The organism is Flagellimonas alvinocaridis, from assembly GCF_004916895.1.
GTDB lineage: Bacteria > Bacteroidota > Bacteroidia > Flavobacteriales > Flavobacteriaceae > Flagellimonas > Flagellimonas alvinocaridis.
The window spans coordinates 58,775-80,606 of sequence record NZ_SNTZ01000010.1 but is presented as its reverse complement, the minus strand read 5'-3'; the positions used below and the strand labels follow the sequence as shown (position 1 = coordinate 80,606).

Sequence of the window (21,832 nt, the reverse complement as noted above, 5' to 3'; positions counted from 1 at the left end):
AGCGTTTAAAGAAAACTTAACGCTATGGCTTACTTATGCCTTTTTTGGAGGGTATGTACAATATCCTCCAAGGTATATCCCTTGGCCTGAAGCAGAATCAAATAGTGGAAGAGCAAATCGGCACTTTCATTCAAAAATAGTTCTTCATCATTATCCTTGGCCTCGATCACAGTTTCCACAGCTTCCTCACCCACCTTTTGGGCAATTTTGTTGATGCCTTTTCGGAATAGGGAGGCCACATAGCTATCCTGATTTTCCTGGTCGTTCTTTCTGGAGGTGATGATTTGCTCCAAAGTAGATAGAAAACCATAGGTTTGGGTATTTTCCTCGGCCCAGCAGGTATCGGTTCCTTTGTGACAAGTAGGCCCTACAGGATTGACGGACACCAATAGAGTGTCGTTGTCGCAATCACTTTTTATATCGACCAATTCCAAAAAATTACCACTTTCCTCCCCCTTGGTCCATAAACGTTGCTTGCTACGGCTAAAAAAAGTCACCTTTTGGGTCTTTTGGGTGGTATCAAAGGCTTCTTGGTCCATATAGCCCAACATGAGGACATTCTTGGTGTTTGCGTCTTGGATGATGGCGGGTATCAGTCCATCCGGGCTTTTGGTGAAATCTATTTTCATATCCTAAATTCTAACGGGAATTCCTTCTTCCTTAAGTTCGTTCTTTAAATCCTTTATTTCAATCTCCTTAAAATGAAAAACACTAGCAGCCAAAGCGGCATCCGCTTTTCCATCTTTAAACGTATCCGCAAAGTGGGGAATGGTCCCGGCTCCACCCGAGGCAATGATGGGAATGTTCACCAAATCTGATAATTGAGCCAGCGCTTCATTGGCAAAACCATTTTTGGTGCCGTCGTGGTCCATGGAGGTAAACAGGATTTCCCCGGCCCCACGTTGTTCCACTTCCTTGGCCCATTCAAAGAGGTCCATTTCTGTGGGTACCTTACCGCCAACCAAGTGCACTATCCACTGCCCTCCAATTTGTTTGGCATCTATGGCCACCACAATACATTGAGAACCAAATTTGGCCACCAGTTCATTGATCAGCTCAGGTCGTTTCACCGCCGAAGAATTAATGGATACCTTGTCCGCACCATTTTTTAGAAGGATATCCACATCCTCAACCGATGAGATGCCCCCACCTACGGTAAAGGGAATGTTGATGGTTTCGGCAACGTGGTACACCAACTCCGCCAAGGTCTTTCGTTTCTCCTCGGTGGCTGAAATGTCCAAGAACACCAACTCATCGGCTCCTTCTTGGGCGTAGATGGCCGCCAGTTCCACAGGGTCCCCTGCATCACGCAAGTCCACAAAGTTTACCCCTTTTACGGTTCTTCCGTCCTTGATGTCCAAACAGGGTATGATACGTTTTGTAAGCATATGGGTCTAAGCGTTATTCATTTTTAATATTCAAGTCTACATTCTTATAGAACCCCAAATCGGTATCCTTCAACAATTTGGTCCATAGGGCAATCTGTCCGGTATGATAGGATAAATGCTCCGCAACGTGAATGATATTGCCCACCCCAGAAAATTGGAATCCTTGCACCGCTCTCTTTCGCAACAATTCTTCCAAGGGCGCTTCATAAAAGGCCCTCTTGGCCTCATCAATGGTATCACTGAGCTTTTGTATAAGCTCGGCCTTGGTGAACCCGGACGAAATGGAAAATTCCTCATCACGTGCACGGGTATCCTCCAAATTCTGGATGGAGGCAATCCCGTATTGGGTAATGTTGCCGCAAAGGTGAAGGATAAGGTTACCTATGCTGTTGGCCGATGCATTGGGCTTCTTCCAGATATCGGACTCCGGAAGTTGGTCCAGACAGATTTTGATCATGCGTAGGCTTTCGTCCATGCGATAGCCTATATTCCAGATGAGTTCTTCCTGAAGTTGTTTTTCCTTATCCATTTTGAAGAATATAAGCTTCCAGTTGCTTTAAACTGATTCGGTTTTCATAGATGGCCTTTCCAATAATGGTGCCCTCGCAGCCCATTTTGGCTAGTTTGGGCAGTTCGTCAAAAGTTGAAATACCACCACTGGCAATAAGGTTGATGCCGATTACCTCTTTGTCTTCCACACCGCTTCCTGAGACCACAGTCTCATGTTTCATGGTCTTGGAGATGATTTTTTTATAGAGTTCGAAAGAAGGCCCTCCCAACATGCCGTCCTTGCCAATGTCAGTACAGATCACATATTTGATTCCCTTCTTTTGGTAGAACTGGATAAAGGGAACCAATTCTTGATCGGATTCCTCTTGCCAGCCTGAAACCGCCACTTTTTCATCTTGGGCATCGGCGCCAAGAATAATCTTGTTGGGGCCATAGTTCTCCAGCCAACCCAAAAAAACGTCCGAATCCTTAACGGCAATGCTTCCCCCGGTTATTTGATGGGCGCCACTTTCAAAAGCGATGTGAAGGTCCTCATCGGTTTTTAGGCCACCCCCAAAGTCAATCTTTAAGCTGGTTTTGGAAGCAATGCTTTCCAATACATTGTGGTTGACTATATGCTTGGATTTCGCTCCATCCAAATCCACCAAATGGAGGTTCTGAATCCCATGGGCCTCGAATTCCTTGGCCACTTCCACGGGATCTTCATTGTAAATTTTCTTAGTATTGTAATCCCCTTTGGAAAGACGGACACATTTTCCGTCAATAATATCTATAGCTGGAATCAGTCTCATTCGTAATCGTATTTAGCGTTGTCCTTGGCCATCCACATGGCGGAATCCCCTATCTTTTTAAATCCCAAAGGTTCATATAGCCCGTGGGCGTCCATAGTTTTCAATCCAACGGTATGAACCGCTTTTATATCTGGGTGTTCCAAAATCGTGGCCACCAATTTTTTCCCCAACCCCTTTCCTTTGTGTGGTTCAAAAATGATGACGTCCATAAGGTAGGCAAAAACCACCTTATCGGTCAGTACACGGGCAAAACCCACTTGTTTACCTTCATTGGAATATACGCCAAAACACAGACAGGCATCAATGGTCTTTTGGGTCATTTCCGGGGTTCTGTATCCTCCCCAATAGGTAGACTTTACCTCTTGGTGGATTCTGGTGACATCCAATTTATCCTTGTCCGATGAGATATAGTATTCCATGATCAAATTACCGTTAAAAAATTCCCTAAAATGGTACTGCCCACCTCGCTACTTTTTTCAGGGTGGAATTGCACCCCATAAAAATTGTCTTTCTGCAAGGCAGCACTATAGGGCAATGCGTAATCGGATTGTGCAATGGTGTCTTTACTTCTTGGCGCATAAAAACTGTGCACCAGGTAGATATAAGATTTCTCAGGGACTCCCTTGAACAAATCCGATTGGAGTTCCGTAATCTGGTTCCATCCAATTTGGGGTACTTTTACGGTATTGGGAAACTTAACCACGTCCAGGTCAAAAATACCCAAGCCCGTTGTATTTCCTTCTTCAGAGGAGCTGCACATGAGCTGCATACCAAGACAAATGCCCAAAACAGGTTGCTTCAACGTGGGAATGAGCCTGTCCAAACCAGTGTCCCGAAGTTTGGCCATCGCCGAACTGGCCTCTCCCACACCGGGAAAAATAACCTTGTCCGCTTGCTTGATTTCTTCGGCATCATGGCTCAAGACCGCATCAAAACCCAAGCGTTGTATGGCAAACTTTATGCTCTGGATATTTCCTGCGCCGTAATCGATTATCACTATTTTCATCTAGAGCATTCCTTTGGTTGAGGGTAATACCATTTTCTCGGCATCCCGCTTCACGGCCATTTTAATGGACTTGGCAAAAGCTTTGAAAATAGCCTCTATTTTGTGGTGTTCATTGTCACCTTCGGCTTTAACGTTCAAATTAGCCTTGGCTCCATCCGTGAAAGATTTAAAGAAGTGCAGGAACATTTCAGTGGGCATGTCCCCTACTTTTTCCCTTTTGAACTCAGCATCCCATACCAGCCAATTTCTTCCACCGAAATCAATGGCCACCTGCGCCAAGCAATCGTCCATGGGCAAGCAAAAACCGTAGCGTTCTATGCCCAATTTATTGCCCAAGGCTTTTGAAAAAACTTCCCCCAAAGCAATGGCCGTATCTTCAATGGTATGGTGTTCGTCCACTTCCAAATCACCATTCACCTTGATGTCCAAATCCATTTGTCCATGACGGGCCAATTGGTCCAACATATGATCAAAGAAGGCCAATCCTGTTTGGATGTTACTTTTTCCGGTCCCATCCAGGTTCAACTTGATTTGGATGTCCGTTTCATTGGTCTTTCTTGAAATTTCACCAATACGGTTCTCGAGTTTTAAAAACTCATAGATTTTTTCCCAGTCATTGCTTTCCAAGGCGATGTACTCATCCAATTCCTCCCGCTTTACCGTAATCTCTCCTGTTCCCAAATGGGTATCATCATTGATGAAGATTCCCTTTGCACCCAAGTTTTTGGCCAATTCCACATCCGTCAATCGATCTCCGATCACAAAGGAATTTTCCAAATCATATGCATCGGAAAAATAGGAAGTCAACATCCCTGTTCCCGGTTTTCTGGTGTTGGCATTGTCCTTGGGAAAGGTTCTATCAATAAATACTTGGTCGAAAATCACTCCTTCATTCTCAAAAGATTTCATGATAAAATTGTGTACCGGCCAAAAGGTATCTTCTGGAAAAATATCCGTACCCAAACCATCTTGATTGGTGATCATGACCAACTCATAATCCAATTCTTTGGCGATTTTCCCCAGAAACGTGAACGCCTTGGGATAAAAAATCATCTTCTCAAATGCATCAATCTGCTCGTCGGCCGTTTCCTTTATAATGGTTCCATCACGATCAATAAATAATACTTTCTTGCCCATTATGGTAGTTGTTTTAAAATGGCTATCAGTGTTTTGTTCTCTTCTGGGGTCCCGACGGTGAACCGAAGGGTATTTTCGCATAAGGGTTGGGTACTTCTATTACGTACCACCACTTTTTGCTCCAATAGTTGTTGATATCGTTTATTGGCATCATCCACCTTGGCCAATACAAAATTAGCGTCTGTTGGATAGATTTCCTGTACAAAAGCCAATGCATTTAATGCCTCGATCAATGACGTTCGTTCCCTCAATATCTGCTCAACTTCAGTGGCAACCGCATCTTGATTCAATAAACGTTGCAAAGCCTGTTGCTGTGTAAGTTGATTAACATTATATGGAGGTTTGATTTTATTTAAAATGGCAATGATTTCTTCCGAGGCATAACAAATCCCCAGTCGAATACCCGCCAAACCATAGGCTTTGGAAAGGGTTTGGGTCACTATCAGATTGGGGTAATTAGCTAGTTTACCTATCCAGCTTTCTTCCTCTGAAAAATCAATGTAGGCTTCATCAATCACCACTAGCCCTTGAAAAGATTCCAATAACTGTTGCACCTTATCCACTGTAAAGGTGTTTCCCGTGGGATTGTTTGGCGAACAAATAAATAACAACTTGGTGTTTCTATCCACCGCTTGCAGGATTTCAGGGACATTGGGTTCAAAATCTGGTGTCAGCAATACTTCCCGGTTCTCCACCGCGTTGATGCCTGCCAGAACTTTGTACATGCCATACGTGGGTGGCAAGGTGATGATGTTGTCCCGATTGGGTTCACAAAATGCCCTATAGATAAGATCCAATACTTCATCACTGCCATTTCCCAGAAGCATGTTGCTCTCAGAAACTCCTTTCTGCTCTGCCAAGAGCGATTTTAGGCTTCGTTGGTAGGGGTCGGGATATCGATTGACACCATTCTCAAACGGATTCTCATTGGCATCCAAGAAAATCATTTCAGAACCGTCCGAAACATATTCATCCCGTGCGGAGGAATAGGGTTTCAATTGGTCCACGGATTCCCTGACCATATTTTTTATGTTGAATACAGCTTTCATTTGGAGCGTTTTAATCTTAGGGTCACTGCGTTTTTGTGTGCTTGAAGGCCTTCCGCTTCGGCCATGAGTTCTATGGCACTTCCAATTCTTTCTATGCCTTCTCTAGATATTTTTTGAAAGGTCATGCTTTTCATGAAACTGTCCAGGTTCACCCCACTGTACTGCTTGGCATACCCATTGGTGGGCAAGGTGTGATTGGTCCCCGAAGCATAGTCTCCCGCACTTTCCGGGGTATAGTTCCCGATAAACACCGAGCCGGCATTTTGGATGCCATCAAGGTAAAATCCTTCGTTTTCCACACAGACGATAAAGTGTTCGGGGCCATATTCATTGATCAAATCCAAGGCTTCTTGGTCATTTTTTACCTGAATCAGTTTGCTGTTGGCAATAGCTTTCTCAGCAATGGAGGCCCTTGGCAACACCTTGAGTTGCCCTTCTATTTCCTTCTCTACGTCATTGATCAAACTCTCTGAGGTTGACACTAAAATTACCTGACTATCGGCGCCATGCTCGGCCTGACTCAACAAATCAGACGCTACAAAAGCAGGATTGGCCGTATTATCTGCCACAACTAAAAGTTCACTTGGTCCGGCAGGCATATCAATCGCCACGCCATATTTGGTGGCCAGTTGCTTGGCCACAGTCACAAATTGGTTTCCTGGGCCAAAGATTTTATAGACTTTAGGGATGGATTCCGTTCCAAAGGTCATTCCTGCAATGGCCTGTATGCCCCCTACCTTATAGATTTGGGTTACCCCGCAAAGTTGTGCGGTATACAGAATGGCAGGGTTGATTTCCCCTTTTTTGTCTGGGGGTGTACAAAGTACAATTTCTGAACAACCCGCCAGTTTGGCTGGAATGGCCAACATCAAAATAGTGGAAAAAAGTGGCGCGGACCCTCCTGGAATGTACAATCCAACTTTTTGGATGGGACGCTTTTCCTGCCAGCAGGATACCCCGGGCATGGTTTCCACTTCTACCCTTTCCGTACGTTGTGCCGCATGGAATTTTTCAATGTTGCTTTGTGCCAGGCTAATGGCTTGTTGTAAACCCTCGGAAACTGATTCGGATGCCTTTTGTATTTCATCTTGAGTTACTTTGAGGTTCTTCAAGCTAACCCCATCAAAGCGTTCCGTATATTTTTTGACAACGGCATCCCCTCCGGATTTCACCTCTTCAAAGATGGTATTGACCGTACCCTCAATATCGGATACCGTTTGGGTTGGTCTTTTTAAGATTCCTTCCCAATTTTCTCTTTCTGGAAAATCTATTCGCTTCACTACAGTACCATTTTTTCTATGGGACATACCAAAATTCCTTCGGCCCCGGCTTGTTTGAGGGCATCAATGACCTCCCAAAAGGTATCCCTCGTAATCACTGAATGTACGGAACTCCACCCCTCCTCGGCAAGCGGGAGTACTGTTGGACTACGCATTCCAGGCAAAAGGGAAATGATTTCATCCAACTTGTCATTGGGCGCATTTAGCAATACATATTTGTTTTGGCGTGCCTGTAACACCGATTTTATCCTGAATTGGATTTTCTTCAGAATCTCCAAACGCTCTTTGGATATGGTAGGCGATACCGCCAAGACTGCCTCACTGGTCAGGATCACATCGACCTCTTTTAAATTGTTCTTGAAGAGGGTGCTTCCGCTGGAAACAATATCACAGATACCATCGGCCAATCCAATGTTGGGGGCAATTTCCACGGAACCGTTGATAATGTGCAAATCTGCCGTAACACCTTTGGATTTCAGATATTCATTTACCGTATTGGGATAGGAAGTGGCTATCTTTTTGCCTTCCAAGTCTTTTACCGAGTTGTACTTCACTCCCTTCGGAACTGCCAAGGAGACCCGGCATTTGGAAAAATTCAGTTTTTCAACCACGGAAATGTCCTGCCCTTTTTCCACCAGTACATTTTCCCCAATGATGGCAATATCCACTACCCCATCCCTAAGGTATTGGGGAATATCTCCATTACGAAGGTAAAACACCTCCAAGGGGAAATTTCGGGCCGTGGCTTTTAGCTGATCCTTTCCATTGTCTATGGAAATGCCACAATCCTTCAAAATTGCGAGGGAATCCTCATTTAATCGGCCACTTTTCTGAACCGCGATCCTAATCTTTGTCATTATTCTTTTTTTGGTGTTCGACAGCCCAAACGGGCACAAAAACAAAACCCGTTTGATTTCTCAAACGGGTTAGAATATATTTTTAGTTACAGCAATACATCTCTACCTCGCTTGAGAGCAAGTGTAAAAATGATGATGTACGTTTTTGTTTCTCATTATGGAATCAAAAGTAGGACATATTTTTTTATCAAAAAAGACTTATTTAGTTATTTCCCAAAATTAGGGGCAAACCATCGTCTCCAGACCCTACCACTACCACTTTTGCATTGGGGGATTCGGCAAGTTTCAATGTGGCTTCAATACCCTTGTCCTGTAATATCTTATCTGTCAGGGAAGCACTCAGAATCTTGTTGGCATCCGCTTTTCCTTGTGCTTCGATTCGAACTTTCTCCGCTTCTTTTTGGGCAGTGACCAATCTAAATTCATACTCCAAGGACTCTTGTTCCTGCTTGAGCTTACGTTCAATGGCATCCTTGATGGTGGGTGGTAGGGTTACATCCCGTACCAAAACCTCATTCAGTTGAATGTATTGATCATCCACAATTTTTTGGGTTTCCTCAAAGATTTCCTGTTGGATGGCATCACGTTTACTGGAATACAATTGTTCCGGGGTATATCGTCCCACCACACTACGGGCTGCAGAACGAATGGCAGGTAATAGGACACGCTCTATATATTGTTCACTTTTTTCTTGGTGCAATTTCCCAAGCTCGTCATATTTTGGTTGAAACCACACAGAGGCTTCAAGTTTTATATCCAGACCATTTGAAGAAAGCACATTCATTTTCTCCAACTTTTCTTGCTGTCGAACCTCATACACAAACACTTTGTTCCATGGAGCAACCAAGTGGAATCCTTCGCCCAAGGGCGGCTCATCGGTGACCACACCCCCTCCAAAATATTTATAGAGAACCCCGGCCTCCCCGGAACCGATGGTCACTGTAGACCTAGAAATGAATATGATAAGAAAAATAATGCCCGCTAAGGCTGGTAAAGCAATCTTTGGTAATCTATCCATGGTTTTATAACATTTAAATTAATCCATTGTATTTTCTGATGAACCATTCCAAAGTAAGGGTTAGGGCCATCAATCCAAGTAGTATACGGAAATCTATTAAAGATACAATATTCTGTTTGCTCTTTTGCACCGGAAGATATTGTTGTGCAGTAGACAAATCATCCGAAAGTGTTTGCAAATCCTTGGGAAAATAAAGCTTGCCCATAGTGTTGTTGGCCAAACGGCCCAGCTTGCCATAATTGGCTCCCATATGTTGCTTTTCAGGATTAAAATCCAAAATCTTAAACTGTCCGGATTGTTTTAAATTTTCGTCTGTTACGCTCACAGTGAATTGGTATTCCCCCGCTTCCAAATCACTTAAATCAACTTCAAAAAAATTGCCCTTTTGCAGCATGGGGGACCTACGTACAAAATTGTTTTCCTTGCCTTGAATGTCAATATTAAGGTTGGCATTGGAATCAAATTGGTAGCTCTCGTCAAAATAGGAGGCCCGTATCAACGCTAGGCTTGGACTGTCAAAAACCAGGTTGTAGTCCAATTCCAGTCGGTTGCGTTGCCCACTATTGGATAAATACACCATCAGTTTTCCCATAAAGGCGTCAAAACTTTCAAAGTTTTCGTGGTTTCGGTAAGTTTGGGCTCGCCATTTCCAAATGTTTTCCCCAAAAAGGACTGCTTCTCGCTGACTTCCATCGGTTAAAACTGTAAACAAAGGTTGGTCCAAATTAACTCCCCTGATTTGTTGAAACAGTAAAACCTCCCCGTTTTTATTGAGTTGGATATCTCCCAACGCTCCATTCAAAGGAGGAAATCCGCTAGTATCAAAATTCTCTAGACCAAATGTTCGGAAGGAATTATTTCGAACCGGCAAAATATCCTCGGATTGAGTGCTGTTCGCTTTTTGAAACGCTTTTTGCGCCCTATTTAAAAAGTTCCAATCCGTATGCTTCCCTGTAATTGTGAAGGTACTCACTTTTGATTTGGAAACATGGTCGTAGACATTGGCAAAAGCCCTTGTAGGCTGGTAGAGAATCAAAAGATCGGCTTCATCTAGCGTGTTGGAAGAAACATTGGGTCCATGTAACGTTACCGAACGTTGTTCGTTTGCTTCAATGGATTTTTTTAGAGTGCCAATATCTGGATGAAGCAAATCTGAAATAATCATCACCTTTGTCCGCTCATCTATGACCTCTATGGCCGTTTCCTTCTGGTTATTGATAGTGTTCTTTTCATTACTTAGATTTTCCACTTCAATCCGTATGGTTTTCACCCCAACACTTTGAGCCTCCAACAAAGCATGCACGGTTTGACTGTTCTTTGTTTCGTTTAGTGTTACTTGTTGTCTGTGAACGGTTTTTCCATCCAAAGAAATGGTCATTGTTTTGGAAACCGTTGTTTTTCCATTGTACAGGATAGTCGTTTCAACAGGAAACTTATTGTTGAGAAACGCATAGGTATTGGTATTGGTGAGTCCGATGGAAATGTCTTCATAGGCCGTGGTGTCCCCAATCACAATGGGGCTTATAAAAACATTATCTCCAAGATTGAGATGTTCATAATCCCTGCCCAACGTTTGGTTGCCATCCGTTATAAGCACTACGGCGTTGTTCCCATTCACAAAAATTTCATCTACGGCAGAAATAGCAGCGGCAATGTCGGTACTCTTTTTATTTAACCTGAGGGAATCCATAGGGCGGATAGCCCTGCCAAAGGCGTATTGATGAACCTCAAATCGCTCTTTAAGGTTTTGGTTACCTGAAAGAGTTTGCACCATCCCAGAAAGATTGTCTTGGGATTCGGCCTGTAGCATGGATGATGAATCATCAACCAATATGATCAAGTTCGCCTTTTCCAAAAAATAATCCTTATTGACAAACTTGGGGTTGATCAACAATAAAAGGCCACAGAACAAGGTTAGAAACCGTAATGCGGCCAGTATTATCTTTAGCGAACCCTTTCTAGGGTTTTTGAAGAAATATTGATAGACTAACAAGGAAAGCGCGGCAATCGCTGCAAGAACAATAAGGAGTACCGTGCGCAATTCCATGCAGTTCTTTTAGGTTAGCATGCCACCGTCCACACTTAAAACTTGTCCGGTAACATAATCTGAAAGGTCCGATGCCAAAAACAGACAGGCATTGGCAACATCTTCTGGTTTTCCACCACGTTTCAAAGGAATGGAATCCCTCCATCCCTGTACGGTCTTTTCATCCAGTTTGTCAGTCATTTCGGTTTCAATAAAACCGGGAGCAATGGCATTGCAGCGAATGTTTCTGGAACCTAATTCAAGTGCGATAGATTTTGTGAACCCAATCATTCCGGCTTTTGAGGCGGCATAATTGGCCTGTCCGGCATTTCCTTTTATACCCACAACACTACTCATGTTGATAATGGAACCTTTCCGTTGTTTCAACATGGTACGTTGTACCGCCTTGGTCATATTAAATACAGACTTTAGGTTGATTTCGACTACCGAGTCAAAATCTTCCTCACCCATACGCATCAACAGATTGTCCTTGGTGATTCCTGCATTGTTGATCAATACATCTATTCTCCCATCAAAATCTTCCAAGACCTGTGCCACCAAAGCTTCAGAGTCTTCATAGCTGGCCGCATTACTTTTATAAGCTTTGGCTTTTACGCCCATGTCCTCCAACTCTTTTTGTAATTCCAATGCAGGGGCTTCACTGGAACTATAGGTGAATGCCACATTGGCGCCGTGTTGTCCAAATATTTGGGCTATCCCTTTTCCAATTCCTCTACTTGCCCCTGTGATAATTACATTTTTGCCTTCCAAAAGTTTCATAAGATGATCGTGTTTGAATGGTTATCTACCAAATATAGTTGTTGTTTTATGTTTTGCCGAAAAAAAATCCCGCTTTGCACGGGATTTAGAATAGTTTTAACGGTTGGTCTAGCCAACCACTTCTTTAACTTTAATACCGATTTCTGCGGGGGAATCCACTACATGGATACCGCATTCCCTCATGATTCGCTTCTTGGCCTGTGCAGTATCGTCACTACCTCCTACAATGGCTCCGGCATGTCCCATGGTGCGTCCAGCTGGTGCAGTTTCCCCAGCAATAAATCCTACTACGGGTTTTTTACTACCACTTTGTTTGTACCATTTGGCGGCATCGCCTTCCAATTGACCACCAATCTCTCCAATCATGACCACACATTCTGTTTCGGGGTCGTTGATTAAAAGCTCTAGGGCTTGTTTGGTGGTGGTTCCGATTATAGGGTCCCCGCCTATTCCAATGGCGGTAGTAATGCCCAATCCTTGACGTACCACTTGGTCGGCAGCCTCATAGGTTAATGTTCCTGATTTGGAAACAATGCCCACATGTCCTTTTTTAAAGACAAATCCTGGCATGATGCCCACCTTGGCTTCACCAGGAGTAATTACACCAGGGCAGTTTGGACCTACCAATGTACAGTCCTTATCTTTTATATAATCGTTGGCCTTTACCATATCGGCAACGGGAATCCCTTCCGTAATGGTAATGATGACCTTGATTCCTGCATCGGCAGCTTCCATAATAGCATCTGCAGCAAAGGCTGGTGGAACAAAAATAATAGTAGTGTCCGCACCTGCTTTTTGAACAGCTTCTTGAACCGTATTGAAAACAGGTTTCCCCAAATGTTCCTGTCCTCCTTTTCCGGGAGTGACACCACCTACAACATTGGTTCCGTATTCTATCATTTGTCCGGCATGGAATGTTCCTTCGCTACCGGTAAAACCTTGTACAATTATTTTTGAATCTTTGTTTACTAAGACGCTCATATGTTAAACTTAATTAGGTGTAAAAATAGGCTTTGCAATGCGTTTTGTCTATTGTTTTTTTAATTCTTTTTCAATTTTTCAAGGATTTCGGGGATTTTCTTAACCAAGGCCATTTGTTTTAGTTTATCACGGGCTTCTTCAGCTGGACTGCCAAAATAGGTCTTGCCGCCTTCCAAGGATTTGGCCACACCGGTCTGGGCCAGAATCACGGCTTTTTTTCCAATAGTGATCGCGCTTGTAACCCCTACTTGCCCCCACATCGTAACTTCATCTTCTACAACAACACATCCAGCAATCCCCACATGAGAAGCAATTAAGCATTTCTTACCAATAACGGTATCATGTCCTATTTGGATTTGGTTGTCTAATTTCGAGTGAGTTTTAATTATTGTATCGCCTGTAACTCCGCGATCAATGGTACAAGATGCCCCGATATCCACATAATCCTCAATGACGACTCTACCACCAGACAGTAATTTGTCAAAACCTTCTGGGCGGTTTTTGTAGTAAAATGCATCTGAACCCAATACTGTTCCTGCGTGGATGGTCACATTGTTGCCAATGATGCAATGGTCATATATGGTGACATTGGGATGAATCATGCAATTTTCACCAATCGTGACATGATTTCCAATAAAAACGTTGGGTTGTATAATGGTTCCCTTGCCAATTTCAGCAGTCTCGGAAATGGCCATACTCGAGCTCTGAAAAGGCCTAAAATGGCGGGTCAGTTTGTTAAAATCCCGATATGGATCATCAGAAACCAAAAGCGCTTTTCCTTCCGGGCACTCCACCGTTTTGTTGATGAGCACCACTGAGGCTTTTGATTCAAGTGCCTTATCATAATATTTTGGGTGGTCCACAAATACAATGTCCCCTTCTTCCACCACATGGATTTCATTCATTCCCAAAATGGGAAATGATTCCTCCCCAACAAATTTCGAGTCTATGATTTCGGAAACCTCTTTTAAGGTATGAACCCTTGGAAATTTCATGTTCTGCTACTCTTTGGCACGTTCCAAATAGGCACCTTTTTCCGTATCCACCTTTATTTTGTCTCCTTCATTGATAAAAAGAGGCACATTAATACGGGCACCTGTTTCAACAGTGGCTGGTTTGGTGGCGTTTGTGGCGGTGTTTCCCTTTACTCCCGGTTCGGTATGGGTCACCTCCAATATAACACTTGCAGGCATTTCCACTGAAAGAGGCATATTATCCTCTGCATTGAAAATGATGGTAACCACTTCGCCTTCCTTCAATAGGTCTGGAGCATCCAGAGCATCTCTTTGCAACGCAATCTGGTTGTAATCGTCCGTATTCATGAAGTGAAAGGTCTCCCCTTCTGGATACAAATACTGATAGGAACGGGTTTCTACCCGAACATCCTCTATTTTATGACCTGCCGAAAATGTATTGTCGAGAACCTTACCCGTTGTGACACTTTTCAATTTTGTGCGGACAAAGGCCGGGCCTTTTCCAGGTTTTACGTGAAGAAACTCCACAATTTTGTAGATATCATGGTTGAATCGAATGCACAACCCTTTGCGAATATCAGAAGTACTTGCCATATAATTAATTTGAACTAAAATAACCTTTCATGATTCCTCTTTGCGAATCCCTAATGAACTGAAGTATCTCATCGCGTTCCGGGGTAGCTTCCATCTCTGCTTCTATAATGGATGCCGCTTGGGAATTGTTGTAGTTTTTTTGATATAAAATACGGTAGATGTTTTGTATCTCCCTTATTTTTTCTGCCTCAAAACCTCTTCTTCTAAGACCGATGGAGTTGATGCCCACATAGGAAAGTGGTTCCCGTGCTGCCTTAACAAAAGGAGGAACATCTTTACGTACCAAGGAACCTCCTGTTACGAAGGCATGGTTGCCAATGGATACAAATTGATGCACTGCGACCATTCCAGCTAAAACCACATTCTGGCCAATGGTCACATGACCTGCCAAAGTGGAATTATTGCTAAAAATACACCCATCTCCCACAATACAGTCGTGGGCAACGTGACAATAGGCCATAATGAGGCAGTTGTTTCCAATGACCGTTTTCATACGGTCCGAAGTCCCTTTATTTATAGTGGCACACTCCCTAATTGTAGTGTTGTCACCAATGTGGACTGTTGTGTCCTCACCTTGATATTTTAAATCTTGGGGCATGGCTGATATAATGGCGCCTGGAAAAATGTTACAGTTTTTACCAATTCTAGCACCTTCCATAATCGTAACATTGGAACCAATCCAAGTTCCTTCACCAATCGTCACATTGTTGTGAATGGTTGTAAAAGGCTCGATTACCACATTTTTGGCAATCTTGGCCCCAGGGTGTACATATGCAAGAGGTTGGTTCATCTAAGAGTCTGTGTTTTTGGTTTTTACAATTTGGGCCATCAATTCCGCTTCGGAAACCAATCTTCCGTTGGCATAGGCATAGGCTTGCATATGACAGATACCGCGTCGGATTGGGGAAATCAAATCGCATTTAAATATTAAAGTGTCCCCAGGTACCACTTGTTGCTTAAACTTAACATTGTCAATCTTCATGAAGAAGGTTAAGTAGTTTTCTGGATCGGGAACAGTGCTCAGCACCAAAATTCCTCCTGTTTGTGCCATGGCCTCTACTTGGAGTACCCCAGGCATTACTGGAGCACCCGGAAAATGTCCCACAAAGAAAGGTTCATTCATGGTCACATTCTTTACTCCCACTACATGGGTGTCTGAAAGCTCCAAAATCTTATCCACCAATAAAAAAGGCGGCCTATGCGGCAACATCCCCATAATTTTGGTCACATCCATTAAAGGTGTTTGGTTCAAATCATAGGTGGGAACTTTGTTCCTTTTTTCAATTTTGATGATTTTGGACAGTTTTTTGGCAAACTGGGTATTTACAAAGTGTCCTGGCTTATTGGCAATGACCTTACCGCGAATCCGGGTTCCGGCCAAGGCTAAATCGCCAACTACATCCAATAACTTGTGTCTTGCGGCTTCATTGGGATAGTGCAAGGTTAGATTGTCCAGAATACCATTGGGTTTCACGGACAACTTTTTCTTATTGAAGGCTTTTTCGAGTTTTTTCATAGTAGACTCGGAAATCTCCTTGTCTACATAGACTATGGCATTGTTCAAATCACCACCTTTTATAAGACCATGCTCCAAAAGCATTTCGAGCTCATGAAGAAAGCTAAAGGTACGTGCGTTTGCAATTTGGTCCTTAAAATCAGAAATATGTTCCAAGGTAGCGTTTTGGGTTCCCAATACCTTTGTGCCAAAATCCACCATGGTAGTGATTTGGTAGTGGTCGGATGGGATTACGGTAATTTCGCTTCCAGTGGTTTCATCTTTATAGGAGATGACGTCCTTAACTATATATTCTTCACGCTCTTGGTCCTGTTCCACAATGCCTGCATCTTCCAGTGCTTTTACAAAAAACTTGGAAGATCCATCCATGATAGGAGGTTCTGGAGCATCAAGCTCAATCATGACATTATCTATATCTAACCCTACCAAGGCGGCAAGCACATGCTCTGAAGTTTGGATTTTCACCCCATTCTTTTCCAGGTTGGTGCCCCGTTGTGTATTTACCACATAATTGGCATCGGCCTCAATAATGGGTTCCCCCTCAAGGTCTACCCGTTTAAAGGCAAAGCCATGGTTCTCCTTTGCAGGTAGAAAGCTCATGGTTACGTTTTCTCCTGTGTGCAACCCTACACCTTGCAGGGTCACTTTCTTTTCAATGGTGCGTTGCTTATTGCTTGTTTTGCTCACCTTCAACCTTTTTTTCGATGTTGGAGATTTGATTTACCAGTTTTGGTAAATTCTTGAAGTGTACGTATGATTTATTGAAGTCGCCGTAGTTTAATGCAGGGGATCCCTGAAGCACTTCGTCGTCTTTTACATTCCGTCCTATTCCTGATTGTGCCTGAATCTTGACCCTATCCCCTATGGTTATATGGCCCACGATTCCAACTTGTCCGCCAATGAGGCAGTTTTTTCCAATTTTGGTAGACCCTGCAATACCGGTTTGCGCTGCAATGGCGGTATGCTCACCAATTTCAACATTGTGCGCAATCTGTATTTGATTGTCCAGCTTTACGCCTTTCCGTAAAATGGTGGAGCCCAAGGTAGCCCTGTCAATGGTAGTGCCCGCCCCTACATCTACGTTGTCTTCCAAGATAACATTACCGGTTTGGGGCACTTTGCTGTATTCGCCATTGGCATTTGGAGTGAATCCAAAGCCATCTGCACCAATAATTACTCCACTATGAATTACACAATGATTTCCTATGATGGATTCTGAGTATATTTTGGCTCCCGCAAACACCGTGACATGGTTCCCAATGGTAACATTATCGCCAATATATACATTGGGGTAAATTTTTACATTGTCCCCAATTTTTACATTTTCCCCCAAATATGAGAAAGCCCCAAAGTAAAAACCTTCACCATAAATGGCATTACCAGATATAAAAGAAGGGCTTTCTATGCCCACTTTATTGTTCTTCACCTGGTTATAATATTCCAATAATTTGGAAAAGGATTTATAGGCATCCTCTACTTTTATCAAAGTTGTAGACAAGGATTGCTCTGGCACAAAATCCTTATTTACAATGGTAATAGAGGCTTTGGTGGAGTAAATATAAGAGGTGTATTTAGGATTGGCCAAAAAGGTTAGAGAGCCTTTTTCACCCTCTTCAATTTTGGATAATTTATGCACGGCGATTTGAGGATTTCCCTCAACTTCACCCTCTAATATTCCTGCAATTTGGGTAGCCGTAAATTTCATTTGTGCAAAAGTAACAAAATTTGTTAAACAGCTTCCTTGGGGTAGCAGCTATAATATTTGGTCACGGTTTTGGAAAGTGCCTTTAGGCTGAGCTGGTCAGACTCTTTAAGCACATCGGTTATCCTTCCATTCTTTTTAAGAATGTATATGGCCTGTTTGCTTACATTATAGGCCTTGTTCGAAATTTCGCCCTGAAACACAAAGTTAGAGGCTTCTTGTTTCGAAAGATCATACTTCTGCATGACTTCTTCTAATTTCATTAGCATTTTTTGTGGGTTTGCAGGACGATTTTTAATCTTGATGTGCAATAATTTTCTGTTGAGCAGCATCCCACACATTTTGGAAAGCACAAAATCTTCATGAAACTGCCAAGACTTTATAGCTCCAAGAATATCCACATCATCCAATTGTGCAAATTTCAATAGCGCTTCGGCATCAAATTTTTCTTGCTCAGGTTCTCCAAGAAAAAACAAGAGGGAACCACTTGCTGGCAATGCATGGCCACCTGTCAAAAGTTCACGCGCCCTTTGCATGATCCTAACCAACAGTTGTTCTGCCATAAGTCCCGTTTTGTGCAAGTACACTTGCCAGTACATAAATCTTCGGGCCATTAAAAACTTCTCAACGGCATATATGCCCTTTTCTTCCACCACCAAGTTTCCATCGACCACATTGAGCATAGAAATGAGTCGCTCCGAATTAATATTTCCTTCGGTGACCCCTGCATAAAAACTATCCCTCTTAAGATAGTCCAATCGATCCATGTCCAATTGACTGGACACCAATTGGTTCATAAAAGGTTTTGGATAATCGCCCTTAAAAATGGCAATGGCCGTATCCAAATCACCATTAAATTGTCTGTTAAGTTCTTGCATGAACTGAAGGGACAAACTTTCGTGACTTTGATTTTTCACCACAAAACCTTCTAGGGCATGTGAAAAAGGGCCGTGCCCAATATCATGCAATAAAATGGCGCACAAAAGACCATTCTCTTCTTTTTCACTGATATCCACACCTTTTAACTTTAAGATCTGAATGGCCCTGTCCATCAGATGCATGCTCCCCAAGGCATGATGAAATCTAGTGTGATGGGCTCCTGGATACACCAAAAAGGACATCCCCATTTGGGAAATTCTTCTTAGCCTTTGAAAAAAAGGATGGGCGATCAGTTTAAAAATAAGTTCATTTGGAGTTCCAATAAAACCGTAAATTGGATCGTTAAAAACGTTAAGCTTATTGGTTTTTACCAAGGATTTTTGTTTTTAGAACAACAAAGATAACTACTATATGAACAAGATTACAATTCTTTGGGTCGATGATGAGATCGATCTCCTAAAACCGCACATTCTTTTTCTTGAGGGCAAGAATTATAAAGTAGTTACCAGTCAAAGTGGGCAAGATGCCCTTGAAGAGCTCAAAAATTCCTTTTTTGACATTATTTTTTTAGATGAGAACATGCCCGGCATCTCTGGCTTGGAGACCCTCACCGAAATAAAAAAACTTGATGCCTCCATACCTGTAGTAATGATCACCAAGAGTGAGGAGGAGTACATTATGGATGAGGCCATAGGTTCCAAAATAGCAGATTACCTCATAAAACCTGTAAATCCAAACCAAATATTGTTGTCGCTTAAAAAGAGTTTGGATAACTCCCGTTTGGTTTCAGAAAAAACCACTGCCAATTACCAACAAGAATTTCGAAAAATTGCCATGGACCTCTCTATGGTAAATTCCCATGAGGAATGGGTTGAACTATACAAAAAGCTTATTTATTGGGAGCTTCAATTGGAAGAGATTGAAGATTCTGGCATGTTTGAAATCTTAGAATCCCAAAAAACAGAAGCCAATTCACAATTTGGAAAGTTCGTGGACAAAAACTATCGGGATTGGTTCAAAAATGGAGATGGTCCAATAATGTCCCATACCCTCTTTCGGAACAAAATACAACCCGAATTGGAAGGACACAAAACCTTGTTGGTCATCATAGACAACCTACGTTATGATCAGTGGTTGGCCTTTGAGGAAACACTGTCTGTCCACTACAAAAAGAAGCAAGAATCTGCTTATTACAGTATTTTGCCAACCGCCACCCAGTATGCGCGAAATGCCATATTCTCTGGGCTCATGCCCTTGGATATGGAGAAAAAGTATCCCGATTGGTGGAAGAACGATACCGACGAAGGAGGCAAAAATCTATTTGAAGCCCAGTTTTTGGACGCTCAGCTAAAGCGACTCGGTCTTAGCCTAAAATGGGAATACCATAAAATAAACAACCTCAAGCAGGGAAAGCAATTGGCACAGAATTTCAGGTCGCAAAAAGATAATGATTTAACGGTGCTGGTCTACAATTTTGTTGATATGCTGTCCCATTCCAAGACCGAAATGGAAGTGGTTAAGGAGTTGGCATCAAACGACAAGGCATACCGCTCGCTAACACTCAGTTGGTTCAAGAATTCACCCCTACTGGAAATTATTCAACAGGCACAGAACTTGGGCATGAAATTAGTTTTGACCACCGATCATGGCACGATCAATGTCAAACAGCCCTCAAAAGTGATTGGAGACAGGGACACCAGTCTAAATCTTAGATACAAAACTGGTAGGAGCCTTACTTTTGAAGATAAGGATGTATTGGCATCTAAGAATCCGCAGGACATTCACTTGCCCAACATTAATTTAAGCAGCAGTTATATTTTTGCCAAGAACGATTTGTTCTTTGCCTATCCCAACAATTATAACCATTACGTGAGCTATTATAGAAACACCTATCAACATGGTGGGGTATCTTTGGAAGAAATGATCGTACCTTTTGTAGTTTTGGAAGCAAAATAGACTGAATTGAAAATTACCTTCCAATTATCAGAGATCCAAAAGGTGGCACAACAGCTCATTAAGGCCGTTCCCAATAAGACGCTGTGTTTTTACGGACAAATGGGAGCTGGCAAAACTACCTTGATCAAGACCTTGTTGAAAGAATTAGGCGCCAAAGATGCTGGCAGCAGTCCTACTTTTGGTCTTGTAAACGAGTATAGTGACGTCCATGGAAAACTTTTGGCCTATCATTTTGATTTTTATCGATTAAATGATGAGTCCGAAGCTTTGGATATGGGACTGGAAGACTACCTAGGTTCTTCTGCCTGGCTTTTCATGGAATGGCCAGAAAAAATCTCATCCCTCCTGCCAGAAGATGCTGTATCCATTTTCCTGCATTTTGTCGATGAAAATACACGTTCAATCGAGTTAAATGTTTGTTAACGGACAATCCGTTTATCTTCAAGCAATACATTTATCAAAACATCGACGAATCGTTGAAGTGTATTTTTTTTACGTTAAAATGCCACTTTTATCGATGAAGTGTAGGTGAAGTTGAAATATTTTCCTACATTTGTCTTGTAGATGAATTCATTTATTAACCAAAAACTCTTTTACGATGAACACTAAAAAAGTTTTTTTTGGATTACTAGGTGTTGCCTTTTTGGCTATGACTGTTGCAGTAGCTACAGTTGATTTGGACAAAAATCAAACTACTAGTATCGAGAAGTCTAAGATTAGAAAGCTGTAATTTTTTTCCGATCTTTACTTAAGTACAAATGGTCCTATTTTACGGTAGGGCCATTTTTTTTTGCAATAAAATCAGCTTTTTTATGTTATCATGAGTGATGAGTGACAAAAAAAGTATCCGTAAGAAACTGATCATGGAAGGCGCTTTTGCTTTTCTGATCGCAGTAACCCCCATCTTATTCTACTGGTACAAATACATGCCGGAAGGCGCTGAAACATGGTCTGTTTTGGGCATCGAGTTTGGCACCAATGGATTTGATGATGTCGGGGAAGCCTTTTATTATTATTTCAACAAAATTGTTCCATTATTACTATTGGTGGTATGGTTCGTAACATGCAAAAATTGGTGGTACTATGCCATTCTGATCCCAATTTCCATGTACAGCTTTCAGCTGTTTGCCGTACTTACCTTCGATTCCAATATTGTGGATGAGAATGAGGTCATGTACGTAGTGGCCGTTACCATGGTTGTGACTCCCATTGTATATTTTATCAGGGTCAAGTTGGTAGATAAACACGTTCATGGTATTGATTTGGATGCCATGGATGCCGAACTCCAAGTTTTGAAGGAAAAGGAAGAGCTGCGAAAAGAAAGAGAGAAACTGGAACAACGCCAGAAGACCCTTTCAAAAAAAATGTAAATTTGTTTGATTGCCATG

General features: G+C 42.5%; 24 protein-coding genes. 4 read left to right on the top strand and 20 right to left on the bottom strand.

Annotated features, from left to right (window positions below; translation table 11 throughout):
• Positions 1-29: 29 nt before the first annotated feature.
• The 20 genes from hisIE to EZV76_RS13940 all read right to left on the bottom strand — a co-directional run bounded on the left by hisIE (position 30) and on the right by EZV76_RS13940 (position 18,862).
• Positions 30-629 carry a bifunctional phosphoribosyl-AMP cyclohydrolase/phosphoribosyl-ATP diphosphatase HisIE gene (gene hisIE / locus EZV76_RS14035; protein WP_136567199.1) on the bottom strand — a complete coding sequence of 200 codons (600 nt, stop codon included), beginning with the start codon at positions 627-629 and terminating at the stop codon, positions 30-32.
• Between the two features lie 3 nt (positions 630-632).
• The gene (gene hisF / locus EZV76_RS14030) at positions 633-1,388 is read right to left on the bottom strand and encodes an imidazole glycerol phosphate synthase subunit HisF (protein WP_136567198.1); all 756 of its coding nucleotides are present in this window, start codon (positions 1,386-1,388) and stop codon (positions 633-635) included.
• A 13-nt stretch (positions 1,389-1,401) separates the two neighbouring features.
• Positions 1,402-1,917, bottom strand: coding sequence for a DinB family protein (locus EZV76_RS14025; RefSeq protein WP_136567197.1), 516 nt, complete (start codon positions 1,915-1,917; stop codon positions 1,402-1,404).
• Positions 1,910-2,689: a 1-(5-phosphoribosyl)-5-[(5-phosphoribosylamino)methylideneamino]imidazole-4-carboxamide isomerase gene (locus EZV76_RS14020; RefSeq protein WP_136567196.1), complete on the bottom strand. Its 780-nt coding sequence runs from the start codon at positions 2,687-2,689 to the stop codon at positions 1,910-1,912. Before EZV76_RS14020 ends, EZV76_RS14025 begins: the two co-directional genes overlap by 8 nt.
• Positions 2,686-3,108, bottom strand: coding sequence for a GNAT family N-acetyltransferase (locus tag EZV76_RS14015; RefSeq protein ID WP_136567195.1), 423 nt, complete (start codon positions 3,106-3,108; stop codon positions 2,686-2,688). Before EZV76_RS14015 ends, EZV76_RS14020 begins: the two co-directional genes overlap by 4 nt.
• A gap of 2 nt (positions 3,109-3,110) precedes the next feature.
• Entirely contained in the window at positions 3,111-3,695 is a 585-nt protein-coding gene (gene hisH, locus EZV76_RS14010; RefSeq protein WP_136567194.1) for an imidazole glycerol phosphate synthase subunit HisH, read from the bottom strand.
• Positions 3,696-4,832, bottom strand: a complete 1,137-nt coding sequence (hisB, locus tag EZV76_RS14005; protein WP_136567193.1) for a bifunctional histidinol-phosphatase/imidazoleglycerol-phosphate dehydratase HisB — start codon at positions 4,830-4,832, stop codon at positions 3,696-3,698.
• Complete coding sequence (hisC, locus tag EZV76_RS14000) at positions 4,832-5,881, bottom strand: histidinol-phosphate transaminase (protein WP_136567192.1); 1,050 nt, start codon at positions 5,879-5,881, stop codon at positions 4,832-4,834. Before hisC ends, hisB begins: the two co-directional genes overlap by 1 nt.
• Positions 5,878-7,188 (bottom strand): histidinol dehydrogenase, encoded by a 1,311-nt coding sequence (gene hisD / locus EZV76_RS13995; protein WP_439108158.1) that lies wholly within the window; start codon positions 7,186-7,188, stop codon positions 5,878-5,880. Before hisD ends, hisC begins: the two co-directional genes overlap by 4 nt.
• Positions 7,161-8,018: an ATP phosphoribosyltransferase gene (gene hisG / locus EZV76_RS13990; RefSeq protein WP_136567191.1), complete on the bottom strand. Its 858-nt coding sequence runs from the start codon at positions 8,016-8,018 to the stop codon at positions 7,161-7,163. Before hisG ends, hisD begins: the two co-directional genes overlap by 28 nt.
• A gap of 202 nt (positions 8,019-8,220) precedes the next feature.
• Complete coding sequence (locus EZV76_RS13985; protein WP_136567190.1) at positions 8,221-9,036, bottom strand: prohibitin family protein; 816 nt, start codon at positions 9,034-9,036, stop codon at positions 8,221-8,223.
• Between the two features lie 13 nt (positions 9,037-9,049).
• Positions 9,050-11,083: a vWA domain-containing protein gene (locus EZV76_RS13980; protein WP_136567189.1), complete on the bottom strand. Its 2,034-nt coding sequence runs from the start codon at positions 11,081-11,083 to the stop codon at positions 9,050-9,052.
• Positions 11,084-11,092: 9 nt separating this feature from the next.
• A complete protein-coding gene (fabG, locus tag EZV76_RS13975; RefSeq protein WP_136567188.1) occupies positions 11,093-11,842 on the bottom strand; it encodes a 3-oxoacyl-[acyl-carrier-protein] reductase in 750 nt (249 codons plus the stop codon).
• Between the two features lie 108 nt (positions 11,843-11,950).
• Positions 11,951-12,823 carry a succinate--CoA ligase subunit alpha gene (gene sucD, locus EZV76_RS13970; RefSeq protein WP_136567187.1) on the bottom strand — a complete coding sequence of 291 codons (873 nt, stop codon included), beginning with the start codon at positions 12,821-12,823 and terminating at the stop codon, positions 11,951-11,953.
• A 59-nt stretch (positions 12,824-12,882) separates the two neighbouring features.
• Positions 12,883-13,818, bottom strand: a complete 936-nt coding sequence (locus tag EZV76_RS13965) for a UDP-3-O-(3-hydroxymyristoyl)glucosamine N-acyltransferase (RefSeq protein ID WP_136567186.1) — start codon at positions 13,816-13,818, stop codon at positions 12,883-12,885.
• 6 nt (positions 13,819-13,824) lie between these two features.
• Positions 13,825-14,391, bottom strand: a complete 567-nt coding sequence (gene efp, locus EZV76_RS13960; protein WP_136567185.1) for an elongation factor P — start codon at positions 14,389-14,391, stop codon at positions 13,825-13,827.
• A 4-nt stretch (positions 14,392-14,395) separates the two neighbouring features.
• Positions 14,396-15,181 carry an acyl-ACP--UDP-N-acetylglucosamine O-acyltransferase gene (lpxA, locus tag EZV76_RS13955; RefSeq protein WP_116218825.1) on the bottom strand — a complete coding sequence of 262 codons (786 nt, stop codon included), beginning with the start codon at positions 15,179-15,181 and terminating at the stop codon, positions 14,396-14,398.
• The gene (locus EZV76_RS13950) at positions 15,182-16,594 is read right to left on the bottom strand and encodes a bifunctional UDP-3-O-[3-hydroxymyristoyl] N-acetylglucosamine deacetylase/3-hydroxyacyl-ACP dehydratase (protein ID WP_136567184.1); all 1,413 of its coding nucleotides are present in this window, start codon (positions 16,592-16,594) and stop codon (positions 15,182-15,184) included. It abuts the gene before it with no gap.
• Positions 16,575-17,612 carry a UDP-3-O-(3-hydroxymyristoyl)glucosamine N-acyltransferase gene (gene lpxD, locus EZV76_RS13945; RefSeq protein WP_136567183.1) on the bottom strand — a complete coding sequence of 346 codons (1,038 nt, stop codon included), beginning with the start codon at positions 17,610-17,612 and terminating at the stop codon, positions 16,575-16,577. The genes EZV76_RS13950 and lpxD overlap by 20 nt, the downstream gene beginning before the upstream one ends.
• Positions 17,613-17,635: 23 nt before the next feature.
• Positions 17,636-18,862, bottom strand: a complete 1,227-nt coding sequence (locus EZV76_RS13940) for an HD domain-containing protein (RefSeq protein WP_136567182.1) — start codon at positions 18,860-18,862, stop codon at positions 17,636-17,638.
• A 37-nt stretch (positions 18,863-18,899) separates the two neighbouring features.
• On the opposite strand from EZV76_RS13940, the gene porX reads away from it, so the two are divergent.
• The 4 genes from porX (at position 18,900) to EZV76_RS13925 (ending at position 21,814) form a co-directional block, all read left to right on the top strand.
• The gene (porX, locus tag EZV76_RS13935; protein ID WP_136567181.1) at positions 18,900-20,444 is read left to right on the top strand and encodes a T9SS response regulator signal transducer PorX; all 1,545 of its coding nucleotides are present in this window, start codon (positions 18,900-18,902) and stop codon (positions 20,442-20,444) included.
• A 6-nt stretch (positions 20,445-20,450) separates the two neighbouring features.
• Positions 20,451-20,867 carry a tRNA (adenosine(37)-N6)-threonylcarbamoyltransferase complex ATPase subunit type 1 TsaE gene (gene tsaE, locus EZV76_RS13930; protein ID WP_136567180.1) on the top strand — a complete coding sequence of 139 codons (417 nt, stop codon included), beginning with the start codon at positions 20,451-20,453 and terminating at the stop codon, positions 20,865-20,867.
• 175 nt (positions 20,868-21,042) lie between these two features.
• Positions 21,043-21,174 carry a hypothetical protein gene (locus EZV76_RS17400; RefSeq protein WP_262709765.1) on the top strand — a complete coding sequence of 44 codons (132 nt, stop codon included), beginning with the start codon at positions 21,043-21,045 and terminating at the stop codon, positions 21,172-21,174.
• Between the two features lie 97 nt (positions 21,175-21,271).
• Positions 21,272-21,814 carry a hypothetical protein gene (locus tag EZV76_RS13925; protein ID WP_136567179.1) on the top strand — a complete coding sequence of 181 codons (543 nt, stop codon included), beginning with the start codon at positions 21,272-21,274 and terminating at the stop codon, positions 21,812-21,814.
• Positions 21,815-21,832: the final 18 nt, after the last annotated feature.